Origin of the sequence: Aeromonas sp. FDAARGOS 1419, from assembly GCF_019047045.1 — a bacterium.
GTDB classification, from domain to species: Bacteria; Pseudomonadota; Gammaproteobacteria; order Enterobacterales; family Aeromonadaceae; genus Aeromonas; species Aeromonas veronii.
Map to the genome: position 1 here is coordinate 1,578,226 of NZ_CP077209.1, position 15,654 is coordinate 1,593,879.

Genomic DNA, 15,654 nt, shown 5'->3' on the forward strand with positions numbered 1-15,654 from the left:
TGGATTGAATTCATTAGTGTGCCTCTGCGTTTGTTGCAGTACGCTCTTCCCTGATTTTTTGCTTTTTCTTGCTCAGTTTTGCTTACAACTGCTTTACGTTTACGTAAACTACCAGCATTACCCTAGGCCAACCAGAGCGCAGAGGCAAGATGGAACGGGAAGCAATGGAATTTGATGTCGTCATCGTCGGCGGCGGTCCGGCGGGGCTCAGTGCCGCCATCGCCCTCAAGCAGCACAATGCCGAGCTGTCGGTCTGCCTGCTGGAGAAGGGAGCGGAGATCGGCGCCCATCTGCTCTCCGGCGCCCTGCTGGATCCCGTCGCCCTCAAGGAGCTGCTGCCAGAGAGCTGGCAACAGGCCCCGCTCGGGGTCGAGGTCAACGACGATCAGGTGCACCTGCTGCAAAGCGACAGCCGCGCCCTGCAACTGCCCAACTGGGCGGTGCCGCCACGCATGCACAACGAGGGCAGCCGCATCATCAGCCTCGGCAACCTCTGTCGCTGGCTCGGTCAGCAGGCCGAGCAGCTGGGAGTCGAAATATACCCGGGATTTACCGCCAGCGAACTTATCATGGAAGCGGGCCGGGTCAAGGGGGTCATCACCGGCGATCTGGGGCTGGATCGGGCGGGCAATCCGAAAGCAGATCATGTGCCCGGCATGGCGCTGCTCGGCCGCTACACCCTCTTTGCCGAGGGGGCCCGCGGTCATCTCGGCAAGCAGCTGATCGCCACATTCAATCTGGCAAGCCCTGCCCAGCCCCAGCACTATGCCATCGGCTTCAAGGAGCTGTGGCAACTGCCAGCAGGTCAAGGCAAAGCAGGACAGGTGCTGCACGGCAGTGGCTGGCCCCTTGGCAAGCAGGGAGGCGGCAATAGTCACGGCGGTTTCTATCTCTATCACATGGAGGCGGATCAGGTGGCGGTCGGGCTGATTGTCGATCTCAACTACCAGAATCCCTGGCTCAGCCCGTTTGACGAATTCCAGCGCCTCAAGCATCACCCGCTTATCGCCGGCGTGTTGCAAGGGGGTGAACGCATCAGTTACGGCGCCCGCGCCATCACCAAGGGGGGCTGGCACGCCCTGCCCCGCATGCACTTCCCGGGCGGCCTGCTGATCGGCTGCGATGCTGGCACCCTCGACTTTTCCCGCATCAAGGGGATCCACACCGCCATGAAGTCCGGCATGCTGGCGGCAAAAACCGTCGCGATGGCACTGCGGGGGGGCGATGAGGGAGGCCGGGATCTGGCCCAGTATGGTGACGAGCTGCACCAGAGTTGGCTGGCCCACGAGCTCAAGGCGGCACGCAACTTCGGCGCGGCGCTTCATCGCTATGGTCCCTGGTTGGGCGGGGCCTTCAACTGGCTGGAGCAACGGCTGTTTGGCGCAAACTCGCCCTTCAAGCTGCTCGATAAGGCTCACGACTACCGTCAGCTGCGCGTGGCCAGCCGCTGCGAGCCCATCCATTATCCCAAACCCGATGGCAAACTGAGCTTTGACAAGCTCTCGTCTGTGTATCTGGCCAACACCAGTCACGACGAGGATCAGCCTTGCCACCTCAAGCTGCAGGACGAGCGCATTCCGGTCGAGGTCAATCTGCCCACCTGGGCCGAACCCGCCCAACGCTACTGCCCGGCAGGGGTGTTTGAAGTGCTTGAAATGGAAGGTGCGGCCAAACTGCAGATCAACGCCGCCAACTGCATCCACTGCAAAACCTGCGATATCAAGGATCCCAGTCAAAACATTATCTGGACGCCGCCACAGGGAGGCTCCGGGCCCAATTATCCGAATATGTGATGAAGCGGGGCAGCGGCAACAAGCAGCCCCAGCTAGCTCTCCCCCAGCCAAAGGCGGGTTCTACCCCGCATAGCCGCTCAGGTGATCCGACCTCGCTGTTTTTTTGAACAAACAGGCTGAATCCCTGATGAATAGCCCCTGACAAGCGCGGCCCGCCACTGTATAGTTCGCCGCATTCAGGTTTTCCATCGGCCCGATCTGCTTATCCACGGGATCGCCTTCTGCAGCGATCTAAGGCCGCATGACCTGTGCAACCATCCCTGATTACCCATGACTTTTTAAGGGGGGACAGATGATCACCGCCTACATTCTCAACAACAAGGTGCTGGACATAGTCACGCTCGGGCCTGACGACATAGTACCTGACAACACGGTCTGGCTGGATGCCTACAAGCCGGACACGGCAGAGCGAGAATGGTTGACGGGCCTGTTCCTGGAAGAGGTCCCCGACAAGGAAGAGCTCGACGACATCGAAGCATCCGCCCGTTTTTACTGGGATACCGATGGTCTGCACATTCACTCCCTGTTTCCCCAGCGGATCGGTCGTGACACCAAGGGTGTTCACGTCTCCTTTACCCTGCGCAACAACCTGCTGATCAGCATTCGCGAAGATGACATCGGGCTGGTGCGCCTGCTGCGTCACTATATGCGCCAGGATCGGCTGGAGGTGGAGGATGCCCTCGACATCCTGCTGGAGGTGCAGAACCTCAAGGTGGAGTACCTCTCTGACCTTATCGAAGATGGTTACAAGACTTTGGAAAACACCGCCGATCAGATCTTCGAGCCGGATCAGATCAACCCCATGCTGAAAGAGTTGATGGCGCAGGAAGAGGCCAACGGCCAGATCCGTCTCTCCCTGCACGATACCCGCCGCGCCCTGCGTTTCCTCAAACGCAGCCTGCGCCAGCGCATGAGCCTTGAGCAGAACAAGTGGATCGACGAGATGCTGCACGACGTGGAATCTCTGTTGCCCCACACCCAGTTCCTGTTCGACAAGATCAACTTCCAGCTGGAGGCCTCCATGGGGGTGACCAATCTGGAGCAGAACAAGGTGATCAAGATCTTCTCGGTAGCCGCCGTGATCTTCCTGCCGCCGACCCTGATCGCCAGTATCTACGGCATGAACTTTGGCCGCATGCCGGAGCTCGCCTGGGAGTATGGTTATCCCATGTCACTGGTGCTGATGGTGATGTCATCACTCGGCACCGGCCTCTTCTTCAAGCGCAAAGGCTGGCTGTAACGCCGCCGACGCGCGCTGCGATATCTTAAGAAACGGATTGGGGGGCATGGCCCCCCGATTAATTTGCGCCACGCCCAACGCCTTGCAAAGGACGCTTCGTCGCCCCATATCCCCTTCATCACTCAATTCAAGTGGATAACGGGCAACCATGACCCTCTACCCCGAACACCGATATGACGATCACGGCCAGTTGCGCCCGCCCCTCTGGTTCTGGCCCATCGCCCTGTTGCTGACCCGCTCGGTCTGGCTCTTTCTGATGGCGGGAGTGACCCGCGAGAGCGGCAGCGAGATCCTGACCCTCTTCTATCCGGACAAGATCACCCTCTACATCAGCCTGCTGACCGACGTGCCCGCCATCCTGGCGTTGCTCGCCTGCGGCGGCACCTATCAGCAGACCCAGAGCATTCGCGCCAGACTCCGGCGCCACAGCCCGCTGCTGCTGCTCTGCTCTGCCGTCAGCGGCCTGCTGATGCAGTTGCACAGCCTCAATCTGCAAAAGTGGTCGTTCAGCTGGCCCACCGCGCTGGTGCTGGTCGCCAGCCTCTGGGCGCTCTGGTATCTGCTGCGCAGCCGCCAACTGCGGGAATATGCCGCAGATCAGCCCCACTGACGGGGCTGACACCTATTGACGAGTGACCCGGATCTGCAGGGTCTGGCGCTCGCTCTGGCTGCCTCGCCCCCCCTGTAGCTGGGTGCCGAGGCTACTCCCCTGATCCGCTGAGCTGGTCGAAAGCTCTCCCACCGTCAGCCACTGGCCCGGGGCCCCGCTCACTTCAGTGGCACTCTGCCCACGATTGATGGTGCCCTGATCCAGCCTCGCCTGTTCGCTGCTCAGCGCAATCTGCACCCGATCGCCAATCAAGGTGGCCGTGGCATAGAGGCCGTTCACCAGCGGCATCATCCCCACCACTGCCCCCCCGTTCCATTGGTAGAAAGTCACCGGCTGATAAGAGCCCATCTGCAGCAGCACGGGACGGCCCGACAGCCCGCGCACCTGCCAGCTGTCGTTTTGGTTGCGCTGGTACTGCCGGGCGTTGCCATCGAGCAACCACTGCCGCTTGACCTCATCGCGACTGATTGAGCCTCCCAGTTGCTGACCGCTGGCGGCCCCCTCCACCCGCCACTCGATAAGCAGGCTTTGCGGTGGCTGGTTGATCTGCGCCAGCGTGGCTTCGGCCTCCTGCAGCTGGGCTGGCGTCCCGCTCAGCACCAGCTGATTACCCATGGCACTCACCCCAAGCTGGGGATAGATCTCCTTGAGGGTCTGCACCGCCGCCTGCGCCTCGAAGACCGGGATCACCTTCACCTCGGCCCACAGCGACGGGCTCCACAGTCCCATCATGCAGCCAAGCCACAGCAGCGCCCTGCGGCCAACCTTGCCCATCCGAACCATTACGCTCTCCTCGTTCTCTGTGCGTAGACCCACACCCGCAGCCAACTGATCGGCCCTATTCCGCTCACCCGTCGATGATGAACCCGGCGGTGGCCAAAAAACAATCGGGAATGCAGCAAGTTCGAGCTTTCCCACCGTCTGAAGCTCTCATTCCACGCCCGTTATCGCGTAAGATAGCGCCATCATCGTTGCCCAAGCGGAATCCATCATGTTGAAACAGTTGTTGTTACTCCCTCTCGCCCTGCTGCTGGGGGCCTGCTCCCTGACCCAGTACAACGTCAGCGAGGCCGAAATCAACCAGTACCTCAAAGATCAGGTCTCTTTTGAAAAACAGCTGGGGATCCCCGGCATCATGTCGAGCAAGATCCGTCTGGATGAGATGCAGAGCCGTATCGGCCGCAAACAAGCAGATCGCATCGAGCTGGACGCCGCTGGCGACCTGCAGGTGAGCAGCCCCCTTGGCAGCCAGCAGATGAAGATCCGCTTTGCCCTGAGCGCACGCCCGGATTATGTGGCCGATCAGGGCGCCATCTATCTGCGCGACCTTGAACTGGTCTCGGTCAAGACCGAGCCGGCCGATATCGGGGCTGCCCTCACCCCGCTGCTGCCCACCTTCAATCAGTCGCTCTCCCTGTTCTTGTCGCAGACTCCGGTCTATCGCCTCGACAGCAGCCGCAAGAACGAAGCCAGGATCAAGGAGAAGGTCGAAGCCCTCAAGGTGGAACCGGGCCGTCTGGTCATCCCGTTCAAGCTGCTCTGATCGCCGCCGCACCGGCACTTTCAGCGCAATAAACAGATAACCGTCCTCTTCGACAGCGCACATCCGGTTTAACGTGCAGCCGAATGGGGCGGTTTTTTACTTCTCAAGTCCCCTCCAACACAGCATAATGCAGACCATTCTCATTTAGATTCGTTATGAGAAGCGTCAATAATAAAACCAATGGTGAGAAGGGACATGAGAAAAACCGTACTGGTTCAGGCGATCGCCTGCGCACTGATCAGCGGCGCCGCACACGCTGCCGTCAAGGTCGAAGATAAGACATTCAATACCGCCGCCAACATGCTGGCCTATACCGAATTCGAGCTCTCCGGTGAGCCGCTGGCCGAAGCGCTGGGGCTGGATCTGGATGTGCTGGATGCCAACCGTGCCGATGAGCCGACCCCGTTCGACTTCGCTGCCGGCATCGAATCCTACGAATACTCCGAAGAGGCGATGTACGCCCTCAACTACCAATCCGGCATGGGTCCTCATCTGGTAAACGGGCCGCAAAACCTGGCCCGTGGCGGCACCATGGCCTCTCTGGGGCAACGGGTGTTGGCCATGGCCGACGCCGTTGGCTTCCCGGCTGATGAAGTGCCGCAGGGCATGTATCCCCTCTCCCTGCCCTACGCCTCCGCCAATCCGGAGTTTGTCCAGGCCGTCAACGCCACCCCGATCAATGGCGACCAGATCACCATCAAGACCGCCAAAGGGACCGAGAAAACCGTCAAGACCCAGGTGCCCGCCTACTTCCGCGACTACAGCACCCTGCGCTGGAGCGGCAGCGACAACCTGCTGGTGCCCGCAGCGGTGGGCGGCATCCTGCTCAAAGAGGTGATGTGGTCCCAGGACTTCCTCGGCGGCATGCACGTGGCCGAGACCGATGAAGAGGTAGAAGCCGCCTCCGCCACCATGGATCAGGATGGCAAGCACAAGCTGGGCGTCTCTGCCGCCGATGGTTTCAACGGCATGATGCTGACCGAGCAATCCATCGACAAGCTGGCCATCATGCAGAACCAGCTTGGCTTCGATGGCAAGCAACTGGGCGCCAAAATCACCCCGCAGTACGATCCGGCCAAGGGCGTGATTTACTTCCCCCATCAGGTGAAAGTGACCGAAACCAGCAACAACGATGCCGGTGCCATCGGCAAGCTGGAGGTGGTGGATGGCTCCGCCCAGCTGCGCGATGCCTGGATGATGCTGTGGCCACTCTCCGAGTTCTATGCCTTCAGCGATCAGCGCAGCGCCAACACCAACCAGAACCCGGCCTTCCACGCCGTGTTTGACGGTGCGCCGTTTGCCGCCGCACCGGCTGCCAACCAGGTCAATGACCTGGGCAAAGCGGTTGCGGGCAGCGATGCCTTCTCGCTGGCGATCAATCTCTCAAACCTCACCTTCAAGAACCTGGCAGCCCTGCACTTTGATGCCAAGGCTGGTACCCTGGTCGACAGCTGGCAGGCAGGCAAACAGGGCAAGCACGTCACCACCTTTGACGCCGCTTACGCACTGGTCGCCCTGCAGATCTTCCAGCGCGCTCAGGACGCGCTGCCGGTCGGTTACGCCGCCGGTGACAATGGCGAGCTGAACCTCAAGACCAAGCAGGGTCAGCAAGCGCTTGAGCTTATCCGCAAGCAGGCCGATTTCATCCTTGCCAACCTCAAGGGCAAAAATGGTCTGGTGCATGACGGCATCACGCTGGGTGGCAAGCTCGATGCCGGCCACTCCATCGATGCACAGTTCGCCGCCATCCGTGGTCTGACCGCTGCGTTCCTCGCTACCTCCGATGCCAAGTACCGCACTGCCGCCCGCGAGCTGTTTATCGCTGCCGACAAGGCCTACTTCAATGCCAAAGCGGGCACCTGGCTGGCGGGTAAACAGGGTGAATACACCCCCTGGACCCAGGCTGCCATCTCCGGCGCCCTGCGCTCTGCCATGCTGAACCTGCGCAACGAAGGGGCCGAGAAGGCGCCCGAGCTGGAGCTGGCCAAGCTGACCGGTCAGTACGTCAGCTGGTTCCGTGGCACCGTCAACGGTGGCATGCAGATGGCCGAGTGGATCGGTGACTCCGGCGAGAACATCATCGAAGGTGCCGGCAGCGACACCGATGAAGATGGCGTACCGCAAGTGACCGCCGCCGGTGGCAAGCACGGCACCGCCATGGTGATGGCCGCTAAAGCAGTGGTTAGCGAGTAATCCTCGCCATTCACCAGCATGAAAAAGGGAGCCAAATTGGCTCCCTTTGCATTACAGCGTCTGACACAGTTTCAAGGGCCTTCCTCAAACCAGCTTGTCCAGCATCTCCTTGGTCACCAACACAATCCCCTGCTCGGAGCGGTAGAAGCGGCGGCTATCCTCATCGGCATTCTCGCCCACCACCAGCCCATCGGGCAGCACACATCCCTTGTCCACCACCACCCGGCGCAGACGGCAACCGGCACCAATCTCTACCCCGGGGAAGATGATGGCCTGATCTAGGGTGCAGAAGGAGTGCACCCGCACATTAGTAAAGAGCACCGAGTTGAGCACAAATGACCCGCTGACGATGGTACCGCCCGAGAACATGGAGTTGATGGTCATGCCATGCTGACCGTTGCGGTCCTGCACAAACTTGGCCGGTGGCGTCAGGGTCTGGCTGGTCCAGATGGGCCAGTTCTGATCGTAGATATCGAGCTCGGGCAGCACGGAGGCGAGATCCATGTTCGCTTCCCAGAAGGAGTCCAGCGTACCCACGTCACGCCAGTAGGGCTTTTGCCCCTCGCGTGCCCCGACACAGGACATGTTGAAGGGGTGAGCAAATGCCATCCCCTCCTCCACGATGCGGGGGATCACATCCATCCCGAAGTCGTGTTTGGAGTCCTGATTGAGAATGTCCTCCTCCAGCAGTTGGTAGAGGTACTCCGCCTCGAAGATATAGATCCCCATGGAGGCCAGCGAGCGATCTTCACAACCCGGCATGGCGGGCGGATTGGCCGGTTTTTCGACGAAGGCGCGGATCTTGCGCTGCTCGTCGATATCCATGATCCCGAAGGCGGATGCCTCGGCCCGCGGCACCTCGATACAAGCGACCGTCACCTTGGCGCCAAGGCGCACATGGTCGAGCAGCATGGCGGCGTAATCCATCTTGTAGATGTGATCCCCCGCCAGCACCACCAGGTATTTGGGGCCGTAGTCACGGATGATATCGACGTTCTGATAGATGGCATCGGCGGTACCGCGATACCAGTGCACCTCGTCCACCCGTTGCTGGGCAGGGAGCAGGTCGATGAATTCGTTCATCTGGTAACGCAGGAAGGACCAGCCCGATTGCAGGTGACGCAGCAGGCTGTGAGATTTGTATTGGGTGACTACACCAACGCGGCGGATCCCCGAGTTGATACAGTTGGAGAGCACAAAATCAATGATCCGGAATTTGCCACCGAAATGGACGGCAGGCTTGGCGCGGTTGTCAGTCAACTGCTTCAGGCGACTACCACGTCCACCCGCCAGCACCAGTGCCATACTCTGGTTCAATAATTGTCGTGCTTTGGCACTATTTTCGGGCTCTAACAACATGATTTACCTCTGCCTTGTTTGATCTATTTTCAACTCATCTTCGCCTGTTTCAGCACCTGTGAAAGTGGTTTCACTCACATTTAACCGATCTCAATTGACCCTTTTCACCGAGTTGCGAGGAATAGCATGCTTTGCTCCGCCAGCTTGGTTAAAATTCCCCCACAAAGCAGCCACTTCAAGGATGACAAGATGGTTCACAAGCTCGGACGTACCCTCTTTCTGATCGCCACCATAGTGACCATACCCCTGCTGCTCCTGCAAGCAGTTTGGTTAGCCCTGCAGAGCACACCGCTCACTTTGGCCATTATTCTGGCCACCACACTGCTTGGCATGATCCTGCTGTTGATGCTGGCCATCCGCACCATGGATGGCATGCTTCAGCATCAGGAGCTCACCTGGGTCAAGGCGATCAGAGGACGGGATCCCTCACAACTCGATGAGCCCGCTTCCCAGGAGGTGCTGCAACAGCTGCTGGAACAGTTCGAAAGCGCCGAGCAGAGCGCCCATCGCCAGCTGACCGAGCTCAGCAACCTGGCTACCACCGACGAGCTGACTCAGCTTCTCAACCGCCACGCATTTCGCCGCGACATGACCGAGTTGCTGCAGCGGGATCAGGACACCCAGACCGCGACCCTGGTGCTGATCCGTGCCACCGAGCTTGGCAAGATCAACGCCCAGCGCGGCTTCCAGTCTGGTGATGCCTACATCAAGGACATGGCGGCCCTTATCAAGCGGGTGGTAAGCCGCTTCCCGGGCAATCAGGTCTACCGCATTTCGGGGGCTGATTTCGCCGTGCTGGTGCAACCGGTGGCCAATATTCCTCCCCATCTGCTGGGGCAGGATTTGAAGGTGGCCTTCGATCACTATCAGGATCAGCACGAGCTGGAGAGCACCGGTTACTCGGGGCTGACCAAGCTCAGCAGCGGCCAAAAAATCGAAGCCGTACTGGCCAGAGCGGATCTGGCGCTGGCTCGCGCCCAGACTGAAACCATCAACGGCTGGGCCATCCAACAAGATGACAGTGCCTCCGATCTGCAGGGGCAACACCACTGGCGCGACGTGCTGACCGAAGTGCTGGCACAGGAGCGACTCAGCTTTACCTACCAGCCGATCCAGCCCCTGCACCGCAGCATGCTGGCCTACAACGAGATCTACACCCGCTTCAGCGGCAATGACGGCACCGCCCTGCCCACCGACACCCTGTTTGCCATGGCCCAGCGGCTGGATATGGTGATGCGGCTGGAGCAGCTGGTCATTACCCACATCATGCGTCAGTACCGGGCCTTTGGTGCCAACCAGAGTCGCTGGGGGATCAACCTCTCCCCCAACCTGCTGCAAAACAGCGCCTTCCTGATCTGGCTTGACCGCCAGCTGCTCAAAGATCCCAATACCAGCGCCAATCTGGTGTTCGAACTGGATGAAGAGCATCTGGAGCGCAACCTGACAGGCGCCAAGCGGGTGTTTGAACTGCTGCGCCGCAACGGCAGCCGCTCGGCGATCGCCAATTTCGGCAAGGGGATCGGCTCCTTTACCCTGTTTCGCGAGCTCAAGCCCGACTACATCAAGCTCGATCCTGCCCTGATCACCGGACTGGAGCAGGATCAGACCAACCAGCAGTTCGTGCGGATGATCGTCGATGTATCACATCGGATGGGGTGTCAGGTCATTGCAGAGGGGGTAGAACAGCTTGGCCAGAAACAGCTGCTGCAGGGGATGTACGTGGATGGTTTGCAGGGCTATCTGATCGCCCGGCCGCAACCGCTGCGACCGGATATCAGCCAGCTGGGGCTCTTTACTGAGGATGCTTCAGCTTCAAAAGGGTCAGAATGATGTCATTGAGCTGGCGATAGCGCTCCAGCTCTTTCTGATCGTAACGGGTCGCCAGCGTGGTGGGGTTGTGGCGGTTCTTGAGGTAACGGTTGATTTGCAGGCGATTGAACCCCGCCACCTGATAGACCTGGCCAAGCAGGGTATTGAGCTCATCGTGCTCCAGACCGGCTTTGGCCAGATAGTCCCCATCGGCGGGACTCTCGGTCTGATGGCTCCACTTGCCAATGCGACCACTCTCCTGCAGATAGCTGAGCCACTGTTCGATATAGAGGGGTTTGCACCCCGCCAACAGGTTGAAAAAGCCCACCGCGTCGCAACGACAACCGCTCAGAAGCACGACCGCCAGCTGATCGTCATCGCACTGGAAGGTCACTGGTCCGGCTTGCGCCCAATCCAGCGCCTGCACCCGAATGCTGGCTTTCTCACCCGCAGCTCCCGTTACGTCGAATACAAACATGGCGCTCCTCCCTTGGCAAAAGGTTGATGATGGACCATCCCCCTGACAGGTGCAAAGGCAAATCGGCTTTTAACTCATCAATCGGGCCATTCGACCATAAAAAAGACCGGCACCCTCACGGATGCCGGTCTTTGTCCCGATGGCCTGTGCGTTCAGGCCATCAATGGAGGCGCTTTCAGGCGTCCAGTTCAACCAGTGCCTTGGCCAGCTCGATGGGCTCGAGCTCCTGGCCTTCCAGATCGGCGTTCCAGTTCGGGCCGACCAGTACATCGTCTTCATCCAGATCGTTGATCCAGATATCGAGAAACTCTTCCAGATCGATCACTTCCGGCTCGTAATCGGCCCACTCGTCGACACAGTGCAGACGGGCGTCCTCTTCGGCAGACCAGAGCGGCATCACGTCGGCATCTTCAAATTCGGCGGAGCGGCAGACGACCCAGTCTTCCCCATAGCGCAGACCCCACACCTGACCCGACTCGCGGACTTGTTCGATAAACAGTTGGAAATTGGCGTCAAGGTTGTCGTTAAGCATGCTCATGGGATTCTCTCTTTCTTTCGGGTGCTGCGGCATTGTCGAGCGACAATACGATGGCCAAATGGTGTCGTAAAAGTGACATGGACTCAAGCATATTGGGGTTATTCCGGGAAAAAAGCCGGGATAACCCCCATTTGCCTGCAAAAACGCCTCCCGATGGAGGCGTCTTGCAGATTCTGGAGATCAACGCTCCCAGTAAACCTCTTCCAGGCTGTCCTCTTTCTCAGGCAAACCGCGGGAGAGACGTGGGCTGCTCTGGGCCAACACCTCGTAGCTGACGCGGTTGGCGTATTTGCACACCTGGGCCAGTGAGGAGTAGGTCAGGAACTCGGAGATGTGCTTGGCGGAGTTGGGCACATTCATCCGGTGATAGGAGTTGGCCACCATGTCGTGCAGCACGGCGGAAAGCGCGCCATCCCCTGCCCCGTTGGTGTTCTTGATCTTCTCCGGGCCCCCCATATACGGGGAGATGTGGGAGTAGATGCGGGCCGGTTTACGGCACTTGGCGCGGGCCATCGGGCGGCTGAACTCATACATGTTGAACTCGGGGATAACGCCCGGCAACAGGGTATGAGTGGTCTCGCGCTTGTAGTCCTCGTCGGTATAACTCGCCATGTAGAGGCCGATGGGGCCAGCAGTACAGAGCACCATATCGGCCCAGTCGAGCGCCTTGTCGGCAGCACCGAGCGGATCAGCGATGCCGGTCAGGGCTTCCCCTTCGTCTTCGTTCATCGCCAGCACGGTCACGTTCTCGGCAATGAAGTCGCGCCACCACTGGGGATTTTCGTCGATGACGAAACGGGTGCCCAGGGTCAGCACCACGGGAATACCGGCCTCACGGGCATAACGCACCGCGGTCATGGCCGCCTCTTTCATCGGATCACCATCGTCACCGCGTACCAGATAGGCGGTGATCACCAGTGCAGACGCCCCTTTGATCACATCCTCCGGAATGTGCTGCACATCCAGCTGGTTCATCTTGCCAGCGTTGATACCGAAGCTGCGCTCGCCGCACTCGGTAATGAAAGTGAAGCAACGGCCGATGGGGCCATCCACCGGCTGCAGATAGTCCAGATTGACGCGGGAAGAGGTGTTGCACAGATAACGGTAGGCGTAGCAGCCGATTCGAATATCCTGACTCATCACACCCAGCAGGATGGAGTGGGAATCGGCCAGTACCGAGTAATTGTGTACCGTGTTGCCAATGGTGCCACCGGCAAACTCGCTCACTACCATGTTGTTGGCCTTGAGCTCGTCATAAATCCGTTCGGCCACGTCGTCATTGATGACGACGGAGTGCCCCTTGCTCAGACCATAACGGGTCAGAAAGTCTTCATCCACATGGGCTTCAATATCAACCAGTGTCTGATCAATCCCGACCACGTAGGCTTTACCCAGCTCGGTTAACAGGGGATTTTGCGGAACAAGGGGATCGCGTCTGTCGACAGGGAAGTAGTGTTTGGACTTGCGCTGACCGGGAAATTTCATGGCAATGTTCTGTGCTCTGGGGGAAAGAGGGGCGGGATTTTAACACAATCCGCCGCCCCGAAAAGTCGCCCTGTTTAAATAATGGAGTCAGTATAGACAAGGCCTGCAAGGAAAAACGTTTGCCTTTTCACCATAAAAAACCACCCAACCCAGGGTGGTTCCATAGCATACAAAAGCGCCTGTTTTCAGGCGGCCGCCATGCCCTGCAACAGAGCCAGCACTGTGAAGAGGCCGAGGGCGAGCCAGAACAGCAAGGTGCCCAGAAAACGGGGAACATTGGGGGCTTTGGGGATCTGGATGCCGATGGCATGCAGGATGCGGCCGACCAACAGCATGGCGCCACCGGCATGCAGCCAGAGCACACCGGCACCGGAGAGCTCGCACAGCGCCATCAGCAGCAGGGTCAGCGGCACATACTCGGCAAAATTGCCGTGGGCCCGGATCGCCGCCAGCAGCTCGGGGGCTTCCCCCTGCCCTATCATCACCCCGAACTGGGCGCGGCGTCTGACCACCCAGAAGGAGAGCCCCAGAAACAGCAGCCCCAGCAGGCCTGCGTATATCAGCGTGATATGTACCATGACTCGACTCCTTGTTTGACTGACTGCCGGTCACTCATGCCAATTCGCGGCAGATGAGCGAGACCATCATCCTGATATGGGCCTGATCGCTGTTGAGGGCCGGAATATATTCAAACCGCTCGCCACCGGCCTCCATGAAGATCTCCCGATTCTGTACCTGAATTTCCTCGAGGGTTTCGAGGCAGTCGGCCGCAAAGGCAGGGCAAATCACATCGAGTCGCTTGACCCCGGCGGCCGGCAGGCCAGCGATGGTCACGTCGGTGTAGGGCTTGAGCCACTCCTCCTTGCCAAAGCGGGACTGGAAGCTTGCCGTCCACTGCCCGGCCTCCAGCCCGAGCGCCTCGGCCAGCAGAGTGGCGGTGTAGCGACACTGGTGACCATAGGGGTCCCCTTCGTTCTCGTAGCGCTCGGGAATACCGTGGAACGACATCAGCAGGTGATCACCCTGACCGTGCTGCTCCCAGTGACGGCGCACACTCATGGCCAGCGCCTGAATGTATTCGGGATGGGCGTGATAATCACGAATGAGCCGTACCACCGGCAGATTGCGCTCTCTCTTCATCGCCTTGCTCCAGGCATCGAAGACCGAGGCGGTGGTACTGACCGAATATTGCGGATAGAGCGGCAACAGGATCACCCGGTTGACCCCTTTGGCCTTGAGCGCCTGCCAGCCATCATTCACTGACGGGGAACCATAGGTCATCGCCAGCTCCACCGGCACCTCAACCCCCTCCCGCTTGAGCTCCTGCTCCAGCGCAGCACGCTGCTGCTTGCTTATCACCATCAGCGGCGAGCCCTGCTCGGTCCAGACCTGCTGATAGAGCTTGGCCACTTTGGGCGAGCGCGTCGGCAAGATGATGAAGTGGAGCAGCGGACACCAGAGGTAACGGGGCAGGTCCACCACACGGGGATCGTGGAGGAACTGGCTGAGGAACGCTTTGACGGCAGCGGTGGTCGGTGCGGCTGGGGTACCCAGATTGACCAGCAATATTCCGGTTTTCGTGGTCACGTTGGCTTCCTGTCTATCTGTCATTATGCAAAAAGGGCCCGACAGGGCCCTTCTCTTTATTTATCTGATGGCACGGGAAACAGTGCCGGCAGCAAAGATCAGCCCAGAATGGTGGCAAGCTGCTTGCTGACCAGATCAACAGGCTGGGTGCCGTCGATCTTGACGTAACGGGTGTGGCCCGCTTCCGCCTCTTTGCCGTAGAAACCGATCAGCGGCGCGGTCTGCTGATGATATACATCCAGACGCTTGCGTACTGTGGTCTCTTCGTCGTCGGCGCGGATCACCAGCTCTTCACCGGTCACGTCATCCTTGCCTTCCACTTTCGGCGGGTTGAACACCACGTGGTAGGTACGGCCGGAGCCGGAGTGAACGCGACGGCCGCTCATGCGCTTGACGATCTCTTCGTCCGGCACATCGAACTCCAGCACGAAATCAACCACGACACCGGCGTCCTTCATGGCTTGCGCCTGGGGAATGGTGCGCGGGAAACCGTCCAACAGGAAGCCTTTGGCGCAGTCCGGCTGAGCGATGCGCTCTTTCACCAGACCGATGATGATGTCGTCAGAGACCAGCTGACCTGCGTCCATCACAGCTTTGGCTTTCAGACCGAGCTCGGTGCCCGCTTTGATCGCCGCACGCAGCATGTCGCCGGTGGAGATCTGGGGAATACCGTGTTTTTCCATGATGAACTGAGCCTGGGTACCTTTGCCGGCGCCCGGAGCCCCCAACAGAACAATGCGCATACACGCTCCTATTGATTGGTTATTCAAATCTTGCGAAGGCAAAAAAGTACACGGTTTCGCCCGTTTCTACAAGGGTGAGCCACCTGAGTGAGCACTTTATCACCACAATAACCGGCTGATCGAACAGGATTTCATCGCAAGGGGAAGACGCAAAAATAGCCAGAGATTCAGCATAGAGCGCCAAAAGCAGGAGGGAGGTACGACAGAAAAAAAGATCCCGGCTCAGGGCCGGGAATTGCGCTCAAAAGTAACTACTTGTCGCTCGTAGTAGGAACA

14 protein-coding genes are annotated in these 15,654 nt (G+C 59.3%); 6 read left to right on the plus strand and 8 right to left on the minus strand.

All coding sequences use genetic code 11. From position 1 onward, the window contains the following. Positions 1 to 149: 149 nt before the first annotated feature. The 3 genes from I6L49_RS06890 to I6L49_RS06900 all read left to right on the plus strand — a co-directional run bounded on the left by I6L49_RS06890 (position 150) and on the right by I6L49_RS06900 (position 3,643). Entirely contained in the window at positions 150 to 1,793 is a 1,644-nt protein-coding gene (locus I6L49_RS06890) for an electron transfer flavoprotein-ubiquinone oxidoreductase (RefSeq protein WP_216950954.1), read from the plus strand. Positions 1,794 to 2,085: 292 nt separating this feature from the next. Beyond that, positions 2,086 to 3,033, plus strand: a complete 948-nt coding sequence (gene corA, locus I6L49_RS06895; RefSeq protein ID WP_005337059.1) for a magnesium/cobalt transporter CorA — start codon at positions 2,086 to 2,088, stop codon at positions 3,031 to 3,033. Between the two features lie 148 nt (positions 3,034 to 3,181). Then, the gene (locus I6L49_RS06900) at positions 3,182 to 3,643 is read left to right on the plus strand and encodes a DUF2919 domain-containing protein (protein ID WP_005337060.1); all 462 of its coding nucleotides are present in this window, start codon (positions 3,182 to 3,184) and stop codon (positions 3,641 to 3,643) included. Between the two features lie 12 nt (positions 3,644 to 3,655). Here I6L49_RS06900 and I6L49_RS06905 read toward each other — a convergent pair whose 3' ends face one another. Beyond that, the gene (locus I6L49_RS06905) at positions 3,656 to 4,426 is read right to left on the minus strand and encodes a hypothetical protein (protein ID WP_216950956.1); all 771 of its coding nucleotides are present in this window, start codon (positions 4,424 to 4,426) and stop codon (positions 3,656 to 3,658) included. A gap of 208 nt (positions 4,427 to 4,634) precedes the next feature. On the opposite strand from I6L49_RS06905, the gene I6L49_RS06910 reads away from it, so the two are divergent. Both I6L49_RS06910 and I6L49_RS06915 read left to right on the plus strand, forming a co-directional pair. Further along, a complete protein-coding gene (locus I6L49_RS06910; RefSeq protein ID WP_005337065.1) occupies positions 4,635 to 5,186 on the plus strand; it encodes a lipoprotein in 552 nt (183 codons plus the stop codon). Between the two features lie 195 nt (positions 5,187 to 5,381). Continuing rightward, on the plus strand, positions 5,382 to 7,379 hold the full coding sequence (locus I6L49_RS06915) for a hypothetical protein (protein ID WP_216950958.1): 1,998 nt from the start codon (positions 5,382 to 5,384) through the stop codon (positions 7,377 to 7,379). An 84-nt stretch (positions 7,380 to 7,463) separates the two neighbouring features. On the opposite strand, the gene glgC is transcribed toward I6L49_RS06915, so the two are convergent. Beyond that, on the minus strand, positions 7,464 to 8,738 hold the full coding sequence (glgC, locus tag I6L49_RS06920; RefSeq protein ID WP_108613211.1) for a glucose-1-phosphate adenylyltransferase: 1,275 nt from the start codon (positions 8,736 to 8,738) through the stop codon (positions 7,464 to 7,466). 189 nt (positions 8,739 to 8,927) lie between these two features. Between glgC and I6L49_RS06925 the strand changes: the two genes are divergently transcribed. Further along, positions 8,928 to 10,568 (plus strand): EAL domain-containing protein, encoded by a 1,641-nt coding sequence (locus I6L49_RS06925; protein ID WP_031227665.1) that lies wholly within the window; start codon positions 8,928 to 8,930, stop codon positions 10,566 to 10,568. On the opposite strand, the gene I6L49_RS06930 is transcribed toward I6L49_RS06925, so the two are convergent. The 6 genes from I6L49_RS06930 to adk all read right to left on the minus strand — a co-directional run bounded on the left by I6L49_RS06930 (position 10,531) and on the right by adk (position 15,378). Further along, positions 10,531 to 11,025: a hypothetical protein gene (locus I6L49_RS06930; RefSeq protein WP_103252376.1), complete on the minus strand. Its 495-nt coding sequence runs from the start codon at positions 11,023 to 11,025 to the stop codon at positions 10,531 to 10,533. The two genes, I6L49_RS06925 and I6L49_RS06930, sit on opposite strands and share 38 nt — an antisense overlap. A 175-nt stretch (positions 11,026 to 11,200) precedes the next feature. After that, entirely contained in the window at positions 11,201 to 11,563 is a 363-nt protein-coding gene (locus I6L49_RS06935; RefSeq protein ID WP_005337077.1) for a DUF2750 domain-containing protein, read from the minus strand. A 180-nt stretch (positions 11,564 to 11,743) separates the two neighbouring features. Further along, on the minus strand, positions 11,744 to 13,048 hold the full coding sequence (locus I6L49_RS06940) for an inosine/guanosine kinase (protein WP_005337079.1): 1,305 nt from the start codon (positions 13,046 to 13,048) through the stop codon (positions 11,744 to 11,746). Positions 13,049 to 13,233: 185 nt separating this feature from the next. Continuing rightward, positions 13,234 to 13,626: an MAPEG family protein gene (locus I6L49_RS06945; RefSeq protein WP_216950959.1), complete on the minus strand. Its 393-nt coding sequence runs from the start codon at positions 13,624 to 13,626 to the stop codon at positions 13,234 to 13,236. Between the two features lie 34 nt (positions 13,627 to 13,660). Next, the gene (hemH, locus tag I6L49_RS06950) at positions 13,661 to 14,635 is read right to left on the minus strand and encodes a ferrochelatase (RefSeq protein ID WP_201938035.1); all 975 of its coding nucleotides are present in this window, start codon (positions 14,633 to 14,635) and stop codon (positions 13,661 to 13,663) included. A gap of 98 nt (positions 14,636 to 14,733) precedes the next feature. Continuing rightward, positions 14,734 to 15,378: an adenylate kinase gene (gene adk / locus I6L49_RS06955; RefSeq protein ID WP_201938036.1), complete on the minus strand. Its 645-nt coding sequence runs from the start codon at positions 15,376 to 15,378 to the stop codon at positions 14,734 to 14,736. Positions 15,379 to 15,654 lie beyond the last annotated feature (276 nt).

What these genes read in the sequence shown, in the direction of transcription:
- I6L49_RS06890 (WP_216950954.1), top strand. Translation starts at nt 150, where the DNA reads ATGGAACGGGAAGCAATGGAATTTGATGTCGTCATCGTCGGCGGCGGT.
- corA (WP_005337059.1), top strand. Translation starts at nt 2,086, where the DNA reads ATGATCACCGCCTACATTCTCAACAACAAGGTGCTGGACATAGTCACG.
- I6L49_RS06900 (WP_005337060.1), top strand. Translation starts at nt 3,182, where the DNA reads ATGACCCTCTACCCCGAACACCGATATGACGATCACGGCCAGTTGCGC.
- I6L49_RS06905 (WP_216950956.1), bottom strand. Translation starts at nt 4,426, where the DNA reads ATGGTTCGGATGGGCAAGGTTGGCCGCAGGGCGCTGCTGTGGCTTGGC.
- I6L49_RS06910 (WP_005337065.1), top strand. Translation starts at nt 4,635, where the DNA reads ATGTTGAAACAGTTGTTGTTACTCCCTCTCGCCCTGCTGCTGGGGGCC.
- I6L49_RS06915 (WP_216950958.1), top strand. Translation starts at nt 5,382, where the DNA reads ATGAGAAAAACCGTACTGGTTCAGGCGATCGCCTGCGCACTGATCAGC.
- glgC (WP_108613211.1), bottom strand. Translation starts at nt 8,738, where the DNA reads ATGTTGTTAGAGCCCGAAAATAGTGCCAAAGCACGACAATTATTGAAC.
- I6L49_RS06925 (WP_031227665.1), top strand. Translation starts at nt 8,928, where the DNA reads ATGGTTCACAAGCTCGGACGTACCCTCTTTCTGATCGCCACCATAGTG.
- I6L49_RS06930 (WP_103252376.1), bottom strand. Translation starts at nt 11,025, where the DNA reads ATGTTTGTATTCGACGTAACGGGAGCTGCGGGTGAGAAAGCCAGCATT.
- I6L49_RS06935 (WP_005337077.1), bottom strand. Translation starts at nt 11,563, where the DNA reads ATGAGCATGCTTAACGACAACCTTGACGCCAATTTCCAACTGTTTATC.
- I6L49_RS06940 (WP_005337079.1), bottom strand. Translation starts at nt 13,048, where the DNA reads ATGAAATTTCCCGGTCAGCGCAAGTCCAAACACTACTTCCCTGTCGAC.
- I6L49_RS06945 (WP_216950959.1), bottom strand. Translation starts at nt 13,626, where the DNA reads ATGGTACATATCACGCTGATATACGCAGGCCTGCTGGGGCTGCTGTTT.
- adk (WP_201938036.1), bottom strand. Translation starts at nt 15,378, where the DNA reads ATGCGCATTGTTCTGTTGGGGGCTCCGGGCGCCGGCAAAGGTACCCAG.